The 16,054-nt window shown below is 43.4% G+C and carries 15 protein-coding genes; 4 read left to right on the top strand and 11 right to left on the bottom strand.

Annotated elements, in window-relative coordinates:
* Positions 1-370 precede the first annotated feature (370 nt).
* The 5 genes from KH172YL63_RS14910 to KH172YL63_RS14930 form a co-directional block, all read right to left on the bottom strand.
* Positions 371-2,500 carry a peptidoglycan D,D-transpeptidase FtsI family protein gene (locus KH172YL63_RS14910; protein ID WP_173108199.1) on the bottom strand — a complete coding sequence of 710 codons (2,130 nt, stop codon included), beginning with the start codon at positions 2,498-2,500 and terminating at the stop codon, positions 371-373.
* A gap of 184 nt (positions 2,501-2,684) precedes the next feature.
* Complete coding sequence (locus KH172YL63_RS14915; RefSeq protein ID WP_173106848.1) at positions 2,685-3,899, bottom strand: MFS transporter; 1,215 nt, start codon at positions 3,897-3,899, stop codon at positions 2,685-2,687.
* Between the two features lie 105 nt (positions 3,900-4,004).
* A complete protein-coding gene (locus tag KH172YL63_RS14920) occupies positions 4,005-4,613 on the bottom strand; it encodes a superoxide dismutase (protein ID WP_173106849.1) in 609 nt (202 codons plus the stop codon).
* Between the two features lie 232 nt (positions 4,614-4,845).
* Positions 4,846-5,325 carry a DUF456 domain-containing protein gene (locus KH172YL63_RS14925; protein ID WP_173106850.1) on the bottom strand — a complete coding sequence of 160 codons (480 nt, stop codon included), beginning with the start codon at positions 5,323-5,325 and terminating at the stop codon, positions 4,846-4,848.
* Between the two features lie 73 nt (positions 5,326-5,398).
* Positions 5,399-7,027, bottom strand: a complete 1,629-nt coding sequence (locus tag KH172YL63_RS14930; protein ID WP_173106851.1) for a Na/Pi cotransporter family protein — start codon at positions 7,025-7,027, stop codon at positions 5,399-5,401.
* A 247-nt stretch (positions 7,028-7,274) separates the two neighbouring features.
* Here KH172YL63_RS14930 and KH172YL63_RS14935 point away from each other — a divergent pair, with 247 nt between their 5' ends.
* On the top strand, positions 7,275-8,048 hold the full coding sequence (locus tag KH172YL63_RS14935; protein ID WP_173106852.1) for a DUF1189 domain-containing protein: 774 nt from the start codon (positions 7,275-7,277) through the stop codon (positions 8,046-8,048).
* Positions 8,049-8,099: 51 nt separating this feature from the next.
* Here the strand turns inward: KH172YL63_RS14935 and KH172YL63_RS14940 are convergent, their stop codons facing one another.
* On the bottom strand, positions 8,100-9,866 hold the full coding sequence (locus tag KH172YL63_RS14940) for a methyl-accepting chemotaxis protein (RefSeq protein WP_442858735.1): 1,767 nt from the start codon (positions 9,864-9,866) through the stop codon (positions 8,100-8,102).
* A 359-nt stretch (positions 9,867-10,225) separates the two neighbouring features.
* Here KH172YL63_RS14940 and KH172YL63_RS14945 point away from each other — a divergent pair, with 359 nt between their 5' ends.
* Together KH172YL63_RS14945 and ispG are read left to right on the top strand one after the other, a co-directional pair.
* Positions 10,226-10,579, top strand: coding sequence for a hypothetical protein (locus KH172YL63_RS14945; RefSeq protein ID WP_173106854.1), 354 nt, complete (start codon positions 10,226-10,228; stop codon positions 10,577-10,579).
* Between the two features lie 109 nt (positions 10,580-10,688).
* Positions 10,689-11,807, top strand: coding sequence for a flavodoxin-dependent (E)-4-hydroxy-3-methylbut-2-enyl-diphosphate synthase (gene ispG, locus KH172YL63_RS14950; protein WP_442858736.1), 1,119 nt, complete (start codon positions 10,689-10,691; stop codon positions 11,805-11,807).
* Positions 11,808-11,890: 83 nt separating this feature from the next.
* On the opposite strand, the gene KH172YL63_RS14955 is transcribed toward ispG, so the two are convergent.
* Positions 11,891-12,274 (bottom strand): DUF4190 domain-containing protein, encoded by a 384-nt coding sequence (locus KH172YL63_RS14955; RefSeq protein WP_173106855.1) that lies wholly within the window; start codon positions 12,272-12,274, stop codon positions 11,891-11,893.
* A gap of 192 nt (positions 12,275-12,466) precedes the next feature.
* Between KH172YL63_RS14955 and KH172YL63_RS14960 the strand changes: the two genes are divergently transcribed.
* Positions 12,467-13,036 (top strand): hypothetical protein, encoded by a 570-nt coding sequence (locus KH172YL63_RS14960; RefSeq protein WP_173106856.1) that lies wholly within the window; start codon positions 12,467-12,469, stop codon positions 13,034-13,036.
* 187 nt (positions 13,037-13,223) lie between these two features.
* On the opposite strand, the gene KH172YL63_RS14965 is transcribed toward KH172YL63_RS14960, so the two are convergent.
* The 4 genes from KH172YL63_RS14965 to KH172YL63_RS14980 all read right to left on the bottom strand — a co-directional run bounded on the left by KH172YL63_RS14965 (position 13,224) and on the right by KH172YL63_RS14980 (position 16,044).
* Positions 13,224-13,583, bottom strand: coding sequence for a DUF1499 domain-containing protein (locus KH172YL63_RS14965; protein WP_173106857.1), 360 nt, complete (start codon positions 13,581-13,583; stop codon positions 13,224-13,226).
* Between the two features lie 388 nt (positions 13,584-13,971).
* A complete protein-coding gene (locus tag KH172YL63_RS14970) occupies positions 13,972-14,388 on the bottom strand; it encodes a Fur family transcriptional regulator (protein ID WP_173106858.1) in 417 nt (138 codons plus the stop codon).
* Positions 14,389-14,391: 3 nt separating this feature from the next.
* Positions 14,392-15,249, bottom strand: a complete 858-nt coding sequence (locus tag KH172YL63_RS14975; RefSeq protein ID WP_173106859.1) for a metal ABC transporter permease — start codon at positions 15,247-15,249, stop codon at positions 14,392-14,394.
* 18 nt (positions 15,250-15,267) lie between these two features.
* Positions 15,268-16,044 (bottom strand): metal ABC transporter ATP-binding protein, encoded by a 777-nt coding sequence (locus KH172YL63_RS14980; RefSeq protein ID WP_173106860.1) that lies wholly within the window; start codon positions 16,042-16,044, stop codon positions 15,268-15,270.
* Positions 16,045-16,054 lie beyond the last annotated feature (10 nt).

Below are 16,054 nucleotides of genomic sequence, written 5' to 3' on the forward strand. Positions count from 1 at the left end.
TTCGTGCTTGATTTTATCCAGATCAGTCGATTATTGTGAAAAGTCATCGTTATTCATTAGGAGGAAAGACATATTTCATGGTGGAGGCAGAAGGATCTCAGACCATGCCGAATCCTCACAAGCTTTATAATGTTTTCGCCGCAGATTTACGTGCAGGGCCTCTCCTCGGGCGGCGGTGAACCTTCTCGTCGCCGGTCCCTCTTACACGGTCTCCCCTACCCTTTTTTTGCCGTCTTGCATTCCCATCAACAGGTAGAGCCGGCTACATGTATAAAAAAATCCGGACGCTTTCGATTTCAGTTAAGAATTTCGAAAGATCGTCCGGATTTTCCTCATTATTTTCAGTTTGTCTTACAGCTTCAGAAGTACATCAGTTACTCTCTTCTCTTTCAACCTGCATCTGTTCTTCCGCTTCTTTTGCATTTTCTACTTTTTTATCGATTGAAGTCGGATCTTTCACTTCTTCTGCCCGTTTCTTTTTTAATTCAAAGTACTTATCCATCACACGCTTGGAGATATACTTATTGACATAGGGGTCTGATACGCCGCTTGCCTGAATATGAGAAGCAGGCACCAGTGTAGCGTATGCGACTTCAGGATGCTCATATGGTGCATATCCGATCAGCGTGGTGTTATAGCTTAATTCACCATCAACATACGTCTCAGCCGTACCAGATTTACCTGCAGCATTATACGGGGCATCCTTAAATTGTGAATAAGCAGTACCTTGAGGGCTGTGATAAACCCTGTAGAACCCTTTCTGAACATGCTTGATCTGTTCCTTCGTGGCATCGATCCGGTTTAAGACATTCGTTTCTTTCTCAAACAGGATCGGTCCAAGGCTCTCCTTGTCATTCGTAGGTTCCCGAATTTCCTTCATGATGTGGGGCTGCACCCGATACCCGTCATTTGCAATTGTTGACACATATTGAGCAAGCTGCATCGTCGTATAGGTATCAAACTGTCCAATGGCCAAATCCAGGAGGAAACCGGGATCCGTCTTCGTTCCTGTCAAACCGGCCGATTCGCCGGGCAGATCGATCCCAGTCGGCACACCAAGGCCAAACTGGGCATAGTGATTCCGGAAGATTTCAAAAGCCTGCGGGTTATTCACAATCGGTTCATTTGGAATATACCGGCCGCCGGCAATTTTCAAGGCTACCTTCCACATGTATGAGTTAGATGATTTTTCTAATGCAAATAAGTCGTTCATTGGGATCCGCTGATATTTATTGAACCAGGACGTCTTCGGATTGGTTCCTTTGATTTTTAACGGTTCATCGATCAAAACTTCCCCCGGCGTTAACTTCCCGGTCATATATCCGGTCAATACAGTTGCTCCCTTTACGACAGAACCAACTTCATATGAAGAGGTGAAAGTGCCAAGTGCAGCATCCCTCATTTCATATTTGCCTGTTGTAGGGTTCTTCGTATACTGCTTTCCTGCCATCGCCAGGATCTCCCCAGTATTAGGATCCATCATCACCACATAGGCACGGTCCAGGTCAGGTGATTCATGGCGGTTGACAATCTGTTTACTCAGCTCTTCTTCAATGATTTTCTCTACTTCACGCTGCAGCTCCATATCGATGGTAAGGACGATATCCTTCCCTCTCTGCCCCTCTTGGACAAGTACCGACTCCAGCACGCTTCCGCCTTTGGTCACATTTTTGATTTGTTCTTTCTGACCTTGTAAAATATCTTCATATTGCAATTCAACATAGCTCTTCCCAACACGGTCATTCCGGTTGTAGTCCTGGGCCAGATAAGATTCGACCAGGTTTTTAGGCAAGCCTTCCCTTGCTGAAGAGACATTACCCAGTATGGTTCGAAGCGTATCATCAAAAACGTATGCACGCTTCCAATCAGTCGTTGTATTCACACCGGGCAGTTCATTTAAGTGCTCACTGACCACGGCGAATTCTTCAGGTGTGACCCCTTCATTTTTCACGATTTGAGGGTTCAATGCATAACCGCTTGAGAATTCACGATAAATCGCAATGATTTCAAGGTCTTTTTCTGTCAGGGAAGCCAACTCTTCTTCGGTGATGCGGTCCAGTCTCATTTGATAAACCTTTTTGTTCACATCGTCCTCAGACAAATCCTCATTATTCTGGAGCTTTTTGATTTCTTTATCAGAAACCTTCGCTTCAGCTTTTTCTTTATTATTGATGAGCCAATAATCTTTCTTATCACGCTCTGTCACTTCTTTTGTATCTTTCTCGATATACTCAGAAAGCTTGGAAGCGACCTCCATCATTTCTTCGATTTTCGTATTGTTGGCACGGGTGTAGGTGATTGCGTTCAATGGGACATTATCGACTATCACATTTCCGTAACGGTCGAACATCTTCCCTCGGGGTACGCCCGTGTTCACGACTACATCCTCTGTTCTCTCAACTTCTTTCTTATAACTTTCCCCGTTTACGATTTGAACAAGTCCAAGTCTTAAAACAAGGAGGGAAAATAACAGGAACACAGCAAAAAACAGGATATTCATCCGTACAGGAACATGCGTCCTTTTTTTCTTTCTATTTTTCTTCAACCTTTCCAACCCTTCCTCATATATGAAAATTCATTATGTATGTATAGACATGTACATCACTATCTATTTTATAGAATTTCATGAGGATTATCTAGCCATAAGCAAAGAGAGGAAATCTTTCCCTCTCTTTGTACGGAAATTATGACGGCAGGGCCACTTTTCTGATGAAAAGATAAATCAACGTATGCCCCGCACCTAAGATTAATAGCAATATCGGGATGCTTTCCTCCTGATTAAATAATGTGACAGCAATAATGAAAGCGACCACCGAGACGATCCTTCCCAAATTCAAGAAAATCTCCCTTACGACAATATACTCAATCCGCATTTCCGCCGCATTCCAACCTGTCCCGATCACATCATACGTCATGGAAATGTAAGGTACCAATAAGATTGGGTAAGCAACTGCGATGACTCCTGCATATAAGAGCAGCTTTCCATATGTGATATCTGATATGAGGAGGAAAATCGCAAGGTATAGCAGGATCCCCCCTAATAAGATCGCCCGTTTCCTTAGATTCTTCTTAATGACCCTCGAAGCGACATAATAGGCTACAAACGCGATTCCCGAATTGATCAATCCAAAGGTGCCGATCGCAAATTCACTGCCGGTGCTGATGAACACAAATACAGAGATGATGAATAGAAATGTCCCTTCCCTCAGTCCCTGGAAGAAGTGGGCGTTGGTGATCAGCCGCCAGTTCCCATTGTACTTCCTCTCTTCGAGAATCCTCAGAAACAGATATCGCCCCGAAGCCGGTCTCCTCTTCAAGAAGAAACTCATCACCACCGCGACCGTGAATAGGAAGAGAGATAATCCGAACACAATTGTATAGCCCTGAAAGGACGCAAACCGTGAAATGATGAAGCCTGCAAGAATGGGACCGATCATGCCCCCTGCAGATGTCAGGGCACCGAGGAATCCATTGAAAAAATCCCTTGTCTCAGGCTCCGTGATTTCGAAGGTCAACACATTAAATGCCAGCCAGTAAAATCCGTATCCTATGCCAAGCAGTGCCCCCAATACGACAAGAAAATGTTCTGCCGACTCCCCGAAAGCCAGGACGGATATGTAAAAGAGGGCCAAAAAAATAACACCGAAGCGCAAAACAATCACCCGGTCCACTTTCTTAGCCCACCTCCCAGCCAAAATAAATGTAAGGGGCTGAAAGATGACGACCGTTAAGTTATAGATGCCCAAATCGATAAATTCACCTGACTGCTTCCACAGGTAGATATTCACAAATGTGTTAGAGAGCGCAATGCTCAATGAGTACAACCCACCGATCAACAGGAGCAAGGTCAGATCTTTCGTTAACTCAATATCACCTAATACTTTCCTATATCTACTCATGTGCAAAACTCCCCTTTAACGTACCCCTATCTTTTGAAAAAGGGAAGGAAGTTATACAAAAAAAAGAGAGGTTCTAAAAAGAACCTCCCTTTACTTGCATGACGATTATTTAGCCGCAGAGTAGCGTTTTGCCACTTCATCCCAATTGACAACATTCCAGAAAGAATTGATGTAGTCAGGACGACGGTTTTGATAATTTAAGTAGTATGCATGCTCCCAAACATCCAGACCAAGGATTGGCGTCTTGCCTTCCATTAGTGGGCTGTCTTGATTTGGTGTGCTTGTTACTTCCAATTCACCATTGTTTACAACCAGCCAAGCCCAGCCAGAGCCAAAGCGTGTAGCTGCTGCATTAGCGAATTCTTCTTTGAATGAATCAAAGCTTCCGAACTTGGAAGAAATGGCATCTGCCAGTTCTCCAGATGGAGCGCCTCCACCGTTCGGTGATAATACCGTCCAGAATAGAGAGTGGTTAGCATGTCCGCCACCATTGTTGCGCACTGCAGTACGAGCACCTTCAGGAACAGCATCTAAGTTAGAAACAAGATCTTCAATGGATTTGCTTAATAAATCATCGTGTCCTTGAAGTGCATCATTTACTTTCGTCACATATGCGTTATGGTGTTTAGTGTGGTGGATATTCATCGTTTCCTTGTCGATATGAGGTTCCAATGCATCATATGCGTAAGGTAATTGCGGTAATTCGTAAGCCATTATAAATTCCTCCCTATGTATAGTTTCCTGAATCACTTCAGGCCGTTTCAGTATAAGATTACCAAAACAATTATATCTCTTCAAATAATTTGCCTTCAATCGTACACTTTTTTGTTACATCATTAAAATACCCTAATTATGCCCGGCTAGTCATGACAAGTAAGAATATTTCAGGATACAGATTTTATGGAGTCAGCTTCCTGTAAATCCAGGGAACTGCACTCCAATCTTTTTAAATCACCATAAAGAAATAAATGGCCATTACGACCTGTATGATTCCTTTTGTCAGGACACTTGAAATGAAGCCTACAACAGAACCTACCCCTACTTTAACCGCATTCTTGATAGGGCTTCGGTGCACGATCCATTCTCCGATGACCGCGCCAAGAAAGGGACCGATCAGAATCCCTGCCACCGGGATGACAAATGGGCCGATAAGCAGTCCGATGGTGCTTCCCCATATCCCGGCTTTCGTACCGCCGAATTTCTTTACACCGATGAGATTCGCCAGATAATCGGCTCCAAATAACAGGGCGACAAAAAGGAGCTGTACAGTCCAGAATAACCAACCAAACGGTTCGAAGCTGAAAAAGGCCCCATAAAGAATAAAGCTTCCCACCAATAAAATGACGCTCGGCAAGATCGGATAAATCAGCCCGACGAACGATAACACCATAAGTGCGATGATGATTCCCCAATATAAAATGTCCATTCCGTTACACCTCCAACTTGATAGAAAAAGGACCCCTTAAGATTCATCTCCAAGGGGTCCAGGGAATGCATTCTTACTCTACTCCCAATACTGCTTCTGCAATATTGACAGCATGATCACCAATACGCTCTAAGTTACTGATGATATCGACAAATACGATTCCTGCTTGTCCAGAACAGCGACCTTCGTTCAGGCGCAGGATATGTTGTTTGCGGAGCTTGCGTTCCATTTTATCAATTTGATCTTCTTTTTCAGCCACTTCTCTGGCAATGTCTGTATCGTTCAGATCCAAAGATTTCATAGCTTTTTCAACTGTTTCAATCGTCAAATTGAACATAGTTTCTAAATCTGACATGGCATCATCAGTGATTTTCACTTTATTTGCCTGCTGATATTCAATCAGTTCAACGATGTTTTCAAAGTGATCGCCCACACGTTCGATGTCACGAACCGTATCCATCAGGATGGAGTGGCGTTCAGATTCAGATTCTGAAAGGGATGCAGATGATAAATCAACAAGATAGTTTGTGATCTTCTTATCTAAGTTGTTGATGGCTCCTTCGATTTGATAAGCAGCCTCTGCATTTTTCGAGCTTTTTGTTTTTAAGAATTCATTTGTTTCCTCTAGTCCTTTAACAGCGAATGCACCCATGCGGAGTACCTCTTCTTTCGCCTGACCAAGGGCAATGGACGGCGACTGTTCGATGAACATAGGATCCAAATGTTTAGAGTTATAATCAACGAGAGAGTCTTGACCTGGAATCAACTTGGTTACGATCACTGCCAATATCGCGATGAACGGGAATTGAATGATTGTATTTGTTAAGTTAAATGTTCCGTGTGCAAAAGCGATTGTCATTGGTTCATTCAAGTTGAACGCAGATTGTAAAAATACGACAAACTTCGTGAACAACGGTAGAATGATCAGGAAGATCGTTGTACCGATCAAGTTAAACAACACATGGACCGCTGCTGCACGTCTCGCGGCAACTGATGCACCAAGAGCTGCAAGAACAGCCGTAATCGTTGTACCGATATTATCACCGAATAAAATCGGTAATCCTGCGTTCAAGTCAACAAGATCAGAGCTGTACAGCTCCTGAAGAATCCCGATTGTTGCAGAAGAACTTTGTACGATGACCGTAAATAATGTCCCTACAACCACTCCAAGGATTGGGTTGTCACTCATGCTTACCGTCAAATCGTGGAAGGCTTCAAGCGAACGAAGTGGTTTCATTCCTCCGCCCATCAATTCCAATCCATAGAATAAAGCACCGAATCCAAAAATCATCTGACCGAAATTGTGGACCTTCTTATTTTTAAAGAAGAAAAGCATGATTGTTCCGACAGCAATGATCGGCAGGGCATACTCACCCACATCGACACCGATGATGAATGCCGTTACCGTCGTACCGATATTCGCACCCATGATGACGCCGATTGCTTGTCGTAATGTCATAAAGCCGGCACTTACCAATCCGACGACAATAACCGTCGTACCACTACTTGACTGGATCAGGATGGTTACAAAAATACCTGCCAACACACCCATGAATGGGTTTGTCGTGAACTTATCAAGAATTTCTTTCAGACGTTCACCTGCAGACTTCTGTAGACCGTCCCCCATATACTTAATCCCGAAGAGAAAAATCCCTAATCCTCCAAAGAACTGAAACAGCATCTCTTGCCAATTTAATTCCATTTTTTCAACCCCTACAAATATTTTCGACATAAAATAACAAAAACCCCATATCATTTTTAAACTATTACGAAGGATTCGTAAATAGTTTTTTGTTCAAATTTACAATAGGTTAATAAAACTCGACTTTTATTACAACAATGTTACATTTTATAATTATTATAAATAATAATCAGGGTTCAATACTTGATGAAGCCGAGAGACAAGCATAAAATAGATAGGGCACGTACGAAAGGAGAAAATGGAGATAATGAATATATTTCAGCAATTGTATAAAAGTATCTATTCCCCAAAAGACATCGCTAAATTCCGCTTTCAAGGAATTGGAAAAACAATCCGCTTCATCTTCCTGCTGGCCTTCATATCAATACTGCCGGTGGCCATTCAATTCCTGTCATTTGCTACTGACGCATTTGACACTTTAAGGGAAACAGCGGAAAACGAATTGCCTGCCTTTACAATAGATGATGGGGTCCTGTCTTCCAATGAATCTGGACCGATCACCCTTGAAAAAGAAGGGATGACCATTATTTTTGATGATACAGGAGAGGTGAAGGAATCAAAGCTTGACAGAGATGTTAATACCCTTGCACTTCTTCAACATGAATTCGTGATCATTAACCAGGGAAACGTTCAGTCCTCCTCTTATTCCTTATTTGGAGATGCACCATTAACAAAAAACGACTTCCTTGAGATTCTGGATTCACTGGAAAGTTTGAAATGGATTTTGATTCCGGTGGCACTGCTCGTACTGTATTTATTCACTTCAGGGATGACATTTTTGAAAATCACCATCTTTGCCATGATCGGCGTAACGTTCGCAAACCTGCTCAAACGAAATCTACAATATCGGCAAAGCTTTAGGATTACAGCGTATTCAGCCACTGTATCTACCCTGTTTTTTACCCTGATGGAACTATTGCAAACCTACATAGCAGCAGCCCCAGTCCTGGACTGGTTTGTCATGACTGTCATCTTATTTCTGACCGTAAAAGAAATACCACAGCGAAAAGCACGTACATAAAGAAAGTCCCCGCCTCTCAAAATGGCGGGGACTTTTCACTATTCAATTCTGCTATAGTTTGAACTGACGGCTCAACTCATTCAAATGAGTGGAAGTATGTAAGAGCATCTCTCCGACTTCGTGGGTGTTTTTCACCTTTTCAAGCTGGGCTTCAAATGCATGGAGCATTTGCTCGGTTCCAGCCAATGTTTCCTGTGAGATGGAAGAAAACGCTTCTGTTGATGCTTCCACTTTAGGGAGAGAGGTTTCAACATATCCCAATTCCTTCTTCATATCTTGAAGAACACCTGTGACCTCATCGATTTCATGTTTCAGCTTATCAAAGGATTGCCTTGTATCCGTCGCGGCTGACACCTGGTGTTTGAAATCCAGGAAAAATCCATCGAATTGCGAGGATGCCTGCAGCGTAATTCTCTCCATTTTGCCGATTGTCTCACTGATGCTCCGTGTCGCCATGGACGACTGCTCGGCAAGCTTTTTCACTTCATTGGCGACAACTGCAAACCCGCGGCCCGACTCCCCTGCCCTTGCAGCCTCGATGGTGGCATTCAAAGCAAGCAGTTTCGTCTGATCCGCAATATCATTGATCATTGAAATGACGGAGACGATGGATGTTGATTGCTGATGTACATTCCGTATACTTTCATTCATCTGACTGAAGTCACGGGAAACTTTATTCAGCCCCTCAACCATACCGTCCACCTTCAGTTCACCCTGACTGGCTGAATCATTCATATCATTGGTTTTCATAAACACCTGATTCATTTTGGCAAATACGGACTGAACTGCACCCTTCATTTCATGGAAATGATCTACACTCACCTCAGAGGATGCGGCTGTTTGTTCTGCGCCCCCCTTCACCATTCTGACCGTCGCAATCATTGAATCGTTATCCTTTAACAAATCCCTCGAGGAAGCCTGGAGCTGGTTTCCGGTCGTGGCTAATTCCTCCGTTGTGCTATGTATATTTTGGATAAGAGACCTCATTTTACTGACCATGGATTCAAAACTTTTTTGAAGAGAAACGATTTCCGGCATCGTCGTGCCTGTCATAATGTCAGTGGAGAGATCTCCGTCCCGTATGATCCTCATTGCTTCCCGCAATTGAGCGATCGGGGAAAGTAATCGGTGTACCGCTATCCATACGATGATAAATGCGCTGACGCCACAGAGGATGATCATGAACATCGTATAAGTCGCCATCGAACTGATTCCCTGCATATATTCTTCCTGGGGGAGCACAATTACGTACTCACCCTGAAGCTCCTGTATAGAATGAAAGGCCAATGTATATGCCTCTCCATCTATTTTCGTTTGAATGCTTCCTTTTTCAATCATTTCTATTTCATCAATGAGCTTTTTATCGAATTGAAGAGTCGAGTTTTTACTGACTGAAAATGGGACTGCCTCAGCATCCTTAATGAAGAAGAACTGTGCTTCTAAATCATCCTGAATGAGAGCGGCATCCTGCTTCTTGATCATATCGTTCAGTTTGTCTTCAAACTCGTCCTGTCTCCCGACATAGATAAGCATCAAGCTCTGGGAGATATCGCTGATTGATGTGACCTCCCGTTTTAACCGCTGTTCCATTAAATGAATCGTTGTCTCCTTGGATTTTGTATAAGAGATGATACCAATTGTGGACCCCATCGTCCCGACCAGCAAAAGGATGAGCATGACCAACCGCATTTTCAGTGAAATCCTCGGCATCTTGTAAAAGCCTTTTCGTTCCGTATTGACTCTTTGAAGAATTTCTTTCAACCAGATGATGACCTTCGACAAAAATATGCACCCTTCCCTTTTCATTCCATGTATCATTGTCTCAGAGGAATATGTAGGAAATGTAAAGGGAGGGTAAATTATTTTTGATTTTTAGGTCTAAAGACCTCTACTTACATGTGGATACAGGAAAATTGAATCATTCTCTTGTTGTTTCAACCGCTTTGAAGCTCTTTCGGCATCGTCAGAACACAAAATATACGAAAATATCGCCGAACAAACCTTACTATACTATTTACCGTAAACCATCCACTAGAATCATCAACACGAAGCAAAGTCCTCATCATATGCCGCTTCATACAGGGACCGTTCATCATGTCATACACACTATGATCACCTCACATCACGATCCATTCCTCTTTGTTTAACACGATCTTACAACAATAGGAGGAAATTCAATGAAACGAATGGCCATATTCTTCGGGATCATCATCCTTCTTTACAGTGTCTATTATGATTTGAATAAGGGAACCTTAAGACTTCTATACAAAGACGCCACGGTCGCAACCGCCCAGCCTTTAGCAGATCAGGAACCTGTCGTGAATGAAACGAAAGAAAGCATATCCTCGACTCCTTATGTCGAGATGGAGGTCACTCCTGGTGATACCGTATTGAGCCTGGTGGAAAGTCTCATTGACGGTCCCATCCCTGTTTCCATCGACCAGGTGATCACCGACTTTGAGGAATTGAATGACGTCTCCCCTGGAAAAATACAGATTGGGAAGACCTATAAGGTTCCGAGTTATCAATAACCGCATGAAATGCACCTATTTCTTGTCATTTTGCATAAAACACTGTTACAATTGCTTCGTATTACTTATAATGAAACTTTGAGAACTCTTCTAAAGGAGCGAATAACACTTGAGTGAAATTATACATCGTACTAAAACACGTCCGGTAAAAGTCGGAAACCTAACAGTTGGCGGAAACAATGAGCTTGTGATTCAAAGTATGACCACTACAAAGACCCATGATGTAGAGGCGACGGTCAAAGAAATCCACCGTCTTGAAGAAGCAGGGTGCCAGGTCGTTCGGGTGGCTTGTCCTGATGAACGTGCAGCGAATGCGATTGCAGATATTAAGAAACAAATCAACATCCCACTCGTTGTTGATATACATTTTGATTATAAATTAGCCTTGAAAGCCATTGAGGGCGGAGCAGATAAGATCCGGATCAATCCAGGAAATATCGGCCGCCGTGAGAAAGTAGAAGCCGTTGTCAAAGCAGCAAAAGAAAAAGGCATTCCGATTCGAATCGGGGTAAACGCTGGAAGCCTTGAAAGAAAGATCCTTGAGAAATACGGCTATCCAACCGCTGACGGAATGGTTGAAAGTGCCCTTCACCATATTAAAATATTGGAGGACCTTGATTTCCACGACATCATCGTGTCCATGAAGGCTTCTGATGTGAACCTGGCTATCGAAGCGTATACGAAAGCGGCTCAAGCGTTTGATTACCCGCTTCACCTCGGCATCACTGAATCAGGTACATTATTCGCAGGAACCGTGAAAAGTGCAGCCGGCCTTGGTGCCATTTTAAGCCTCGGGATTGGAAACACACTTCGCATTTCCTTAAGTGCAGATCCTGTTGAAGAAGTAAAAGTTGCAAGAGAACTATTAAAGTCATTTGGACTTGCTTCGAATGCTGCCACTTTGATTTCCTGCCCGACATGCGGCCGTATTGAAATCGACTTGATTTCGATTGCCAATGAAGTGGAAGAGTATATCTCTACCATCAAAGCACCGATCAAGGTTGCTGTCCTGGGATGTGCGGTAAACGGACCGGGTGAAGCGAGAGAAGCAGATATCGGCATCGCCGGTGCCCGGGGAGAAGGACTTCTGTTCCGAAAAGGAAAAACTGTCCGTAAAGTACCGGAAGAAACAATGGTCGAGGAACTCAAAAAAGAAATCGACAAGATTGCAGAAGAATATTTCGCCAAACAGGAAGCAGAAAAGAAAGAACAGGAACCGCAAGTTTAATACAACGGAAAGAGGACTGAATAAAATCAGTCCTCTTTTTTACATTTCTTGAAACGCTCCCAATTCCAAGAAAACAATTTATCTTAAAAGAACGGCAGTACGAATAATCCAACGATTATCGATACAGCCCCAATTCCTATTGCCCAGGCACCAAGCATTTCTGCTCCTCTTCGTCTGGCAACAAATCCGAGCACAATCCCTGCAGCCCCCAGAATGACCGGGAGAATGAATAAGGACAGGACGGACAGTGCCAATGAAGAGTATCCTAAAACACGGCCGGATGTAGCCGTATCTTCGACGGTATCCCTTTCAAAGTCACGGCTTACATTCATTGGAGCAGCAATTTCTGCTGCTGTTTCTTCCCGATACGTTTCTCTACCCACATCTGTTTCCGGATTGTCGTAATACACGTCGATATCTTGAAGATTTCGATCAACGCTGTTCAATTCGCGTCGTTCATCACTCATACAGCAATCCCTCACTTTCTGTGTTTGGGAGCCTTCTTATTGTGTGCCGTGCGAGCCCGGTTTACTATGCTAATTTTTGTTAGGTGCGGTTTGCTTCAGTGCCAGTTCCCTTGTCTGAAAAACATCGTTTATTTAACCGTCTCGGATGTGATAAACTTGAAGGAGTTTTTAAACAGAGGAGCATGATAAGGAATGAAACGCTTTGGAATCGATATTGATGGGACAGTCACGTCACCTGAATCTTTACTGCCTCATATAAATGATTACTTTCAATTGAATCTTACGCTGCAGGATATCACCCAATATGAACTGACTGAAGTTCTTGATATTTCACCACAGACTTTCGGAAAGTGGTTCAAGGAAGCAGAACCGACCATTTATAAAGAATCCCCCCTTGCACCCGGTGCAAAAACAATTCTGGACCAATGGAAAGAAAAGTACGAGCTATACTTTATCTCTGCCAGAAGTGCGGATCTATTCCAAATCACTAAAGATTGGTTCGACCGGCAGGATCTCATGTATCACCATATCGAGTTGATTGGTTCCCACGATAAAATTTCCACTGCTAAAAAGCATGACGTCGACATATTCTTTGAAGATAAGCACGACAATGCGGTAGCCATTTCTGAAGAATTGTCCATACCGGTTCTGTTATTCAACACCCCGTACAATCAGAATCCGATTCCTGGCGGCGTCATCCGGGTGAACGACTGGCAGGAAGCAGATGCATGGGTACAGAGGTGGCTGAAACAGCAGTCATAATATGAGGCCGGGACATCCCTTTTTTGACCCGCCATTTACATAGCTGTTGATTTCCGTGCCCGGAAGGCAGTCTCCCCTGTCTTATATATATATCTACATCTTGAATATGAAACGTTATCCCTGAAAAGAATTCGACCGAGTGAGATTTTACCATCACCCGGTCGTTTTTTTCGTCTTCCCAACTTTTTTATTGCTGGTACATGGATTTAATGCGCTCCACCCTTTTTCGATTCACTTTAAAATCGTAATAGCCGAGTCGGGATCCCGACTTAATATGTACAAGCCCCATGCTTACATCAAGGAATATCTCCAGGTCATCCTTGAATTTGAACCATTTGGACGTAAACACGGCGTGGATATATTGGCGCTCACTTTCCTTGATTTCCACATCTTCAAACTGCTCCAGTATGCCCATGATCTTCCCTCTTGTCTCCTCCACATCACCGCTGAAGGGAAGTGGTGTGATCGAGTGGTAAGGGGTCAGGTCAATTGAGCTCACACAGTTCTTTTTATTCGTCGGACAATGTGTAAAAGGTACCGAATCCATTTTTAACACTCCTCCAGTCTGCTTCTTCCCTATTTTTCCCCTGTTTACCTTCCCATTAAACTTTTGGATGAGTGAAAAATGAGATGATGACATAAGAAAAGACATTGATTCCGAAGGGAATATAAAAAATCCGGCCGATCATTGTATTTCAATTAAGAAATGTGGAATGATCGGCCGGATACGCGGCTTTATATTGGCAGTGAACAATGGGGATTGCGTCATTTTCCTTAGTCATTGCGTCAAAAAGAATGATATTTGCGTCGTTTTTTTGATATTTGCGTCATTTTCGTAAGGAATTGCGTCAGAATGTGATTATATGCGTATTTTTACATAAATTACCATCAGACTGATCGCTCAGTCAAGCAATTCTCACCCAACCAAACCACCCTCACTGACACTGGGGACATCTGCCGTAGATCTCGAATTTATGACCGGAAATGTCATACCCTGTTTCTGTTAAGTTTTCTTTTAACACTTCCATTGGGCATGTATGGATCTCTTTCGTCTTTCCGCAGTCCATACAAATGAAATGATGATGGTGGTGATGACTTTCACACGTGAACCGGAAATGCCGTTCACCGGAAAGCTCTGTCTCTTCCAGGATCTCAAGTTCTACAAACAAACTTAGATTCCGGTAAATCGTATCGAAACTGAGCCCAGGGTAGTCCCCTTTCATATTTTCAAGTACATCCCTGGCCGTTAAATACTTATTCGAGCTAGAAAACAGTTCCAACAGCTGTTCTCTCTTACCAGTGTGCTTATAGCCTTTTGCCTTCAATAAGTCCATTGCTTCGGTTACATTCACGTTCTACACCTCAACTTTAGAAGAATGACTCGACGTTCTTATCTTTTTAAACAGAATGGTCAAGAGTAAAATCAAAATGGCCGTCATCACAATTGTTCCACCCGGGGCGAGGTTGAGATAAAAGGCACTGACCAGGCCGACAATGACGGATATCTCACCAAATAGCAGGGAAAATCCGATTGTCTGCTTAAATCCACGGGCAATCCTGATGCTTGCCGCGACAGGCAGCGTCATGAGGGAAGAAACAAGAAGGATTCCCACAATCCTCATTGATGCGGCGATCACAAGGGCTACCATGATCATAAAGATAAAATGGATCGCTTTTGCAGGGATCCCTGATGCTTTTGCATGGTCCTCATCAAAAGAGAGCAGGAATAACTCCTTATACAATAAAGTGATCACGCCAATGACAAGGATACTGATGCCTCCTATAAGGTAAAGGTCTCCCCTGCTCACAGCACTTACACTGCCGAATAAATAACTGAATAAATCAGTATTGAATCCGTCTGCCAATGAAATAAATATCACCCCGATCCCAATCCCTCCAGACAGGATGATCGGTATCGCAAGCTCCTGATAATGCTTATACAGCATCCTCAGCCGCTCAATGAATAATGAACCCATGACGGAGAACGCCATCCCGAAGTATAGGGGATTCAATCCTGCAAATCCGGTCACGGTCTTGCTTAAATAGAGGCTTGCAGCGATCCCTGACAGTGTCACATGGCTCAGTGCATCTGCAATGAGTGACAATCTCCTCACAACGATGAACGCCCCCAATAAAGGTGCGATGATCCCGATGAGAATCCCTGTGAGGAACGCATTTTGTAAAAATTCATATTGAAAAATCGCTTGAAGCATTATCTTCCCTCCACTGAATCATGTATGATGATGTTCATGCTCATGATTCAAGAAATGTACATCATGACCATAAAAAGAGGAAAGCTGATTTTCTTTAAGCTTTTCAAACTCTTCTGTTTTGCCATGGAAATGCAAATGTTTATTCAAACAAGCAACATGTGTCACTTTATTCGAGATCGAACCGATATCGTGGGTAACAAGGACAAGCGTGATGCCCAAATCTTTATTCAGCGTTTCCAGCATATCATAAAAATTTTGTACATTCTGACTGTCCACACCCACTGTCGGTTCATCGAGGATCAGCACATCCGGATGACTCACGAGCGCCCTTGCGATGAAGACCCTCTGCTGCTGCCCCCCTGACAATTCACCGATATTCCGTCTGGCAAACTCACCCATCCCGACGGACTCAATCGCTTCATACACATCCTGTTTGTATTTCGATGAAATTCTTCTGAACAATCCTGCCTTTTTGGCCAAACCGCTCTCCACCACTTCATATACTGTGGCAGGGAAACCCGTGTTGAAACTGTTTGCTTTCTGTGAAACAAATCCGATCCTGTCCCACTGCTTGAACTTATGCTGGGGAACACCGAACAGTTCAACCTTGCCCTGTTTCACCTTCAAGAGGCCGAGTACAAGCTTTAATAGTGTGGATTTCCCAGAACCATTCGGGCCGACAATTCCAAGAAAGGCACCTCTTGGGATACTCAGATTTATATCTTCGAGCACCCTTTCCCGCTCGTAGCGGAAATTCACATCTTCTATTTTAATTACTGGATTTGTCGTATCCATTTCTATCATC

It is taken from the genome of Bacillus sp. KH172YL63, assembly GCF_011398925.1.
GTDB lineage: Bacteria > Bacillota > Bacilli > Bacillales > Bacillaceae_B > Rossellomorea.

Excerpts from the sequence above, each read along its gene's own strand:
- KH172YL63_RS14910 (WP_173108199.1), bottom strand. The coding sequence starts at position 2,500 with ATGAATATCCTGTTTTTTGCTGTGTTCCTGTTATTTTCCCTCCTTGTT.
- KH172YL63_RS14915 (WP_173106848.1), bottom strand. The coding sequence starts at position 3,899 with ATGAGTAGATATAGGAAAGTATTAGGTGATATTGAGTTAACGAAAGAT.
- KH172YL63_RS14920 (WP_173106849.1), bottom strand. The coding sequence starts at position 4,613 with ATGGCTTACGAATTACCGCAATTACCTTACGCATATGATGCATTGGAA.
- KH172YL63_RS14925 (WP_173106850.1), bottom strand. The coding sequence starts at position 5,325 with ATGGACATTTTATATTGGGGAATCATCATCGCACTTATGGTGTTATCG.
- KH172YL63_RS14930 (WP_173106851.1), bottom strand. The coding sequence starts at position 7,027 with ATGGAATTAAATTGGCAAGAGATGCTGTTTCAGTTCTTTGGAGGATTA.
- KH172YL63_RS14935 (WP_173106852.1), top strand. The coding sequence starts at position 7,275 with ATGAATATATTTCAGCAATTGTATAAAAGTATCTATTCCCCAAAAGAC.
- KH172YL63_RS14940 (WP_442858735.1), bottom strand. The coding sequence starts at position 9,866 with ATGATACATGGAATGAAAAGGGAAGGGTGCATATTTTTGTCGAAGGTC.
- KH172YL63_RS14945 (WP_173106854.1), top strand. The coding sequence starts at position 10,226 with ATGAAACGAATGGCCATATTCTTCGGGATCATCATCCTTCTTTACAGT.
- KH172YL63_RS14955 (WP_173106855.1), bottom strand. The coding sequence starts at position 12,274 with ATGAGTGATGAACGACGCGAATTGAACAGCGTTGATCGAAATCTTCAA.
- KH172YL63_RS14960 (WP_173106856.1), top strand. The coding sequence starts at position 12,467 with ATGAAACGCTTTGGAATCGATATTGATGGGACAGTCACGTCACCTGAA.
- KH172YL63_RS14965 (WP_173106857.1), bottom strand. The coding sequence starts at position 13,583 with ATGGATTCGGTACCTTTTACACATTGTCCGACGAATAAAAAGAACTGT.
- KH172YL63_RS14975 (WP_173106859.1), bottom strand. The coding sequence starts at position 15,249 with ATGCTTCAAGCGATTTTTCAATATGAATTTTTACAAAATGCGTTCCTC.
- KH172YL63_RS14980 (WP_173106860.1), bottom strand. The coding sequence starts at position 16,044 with ATGGATACGACAAATCCAGTAATTAAAATAGAAGATGTGAATTTCCGC.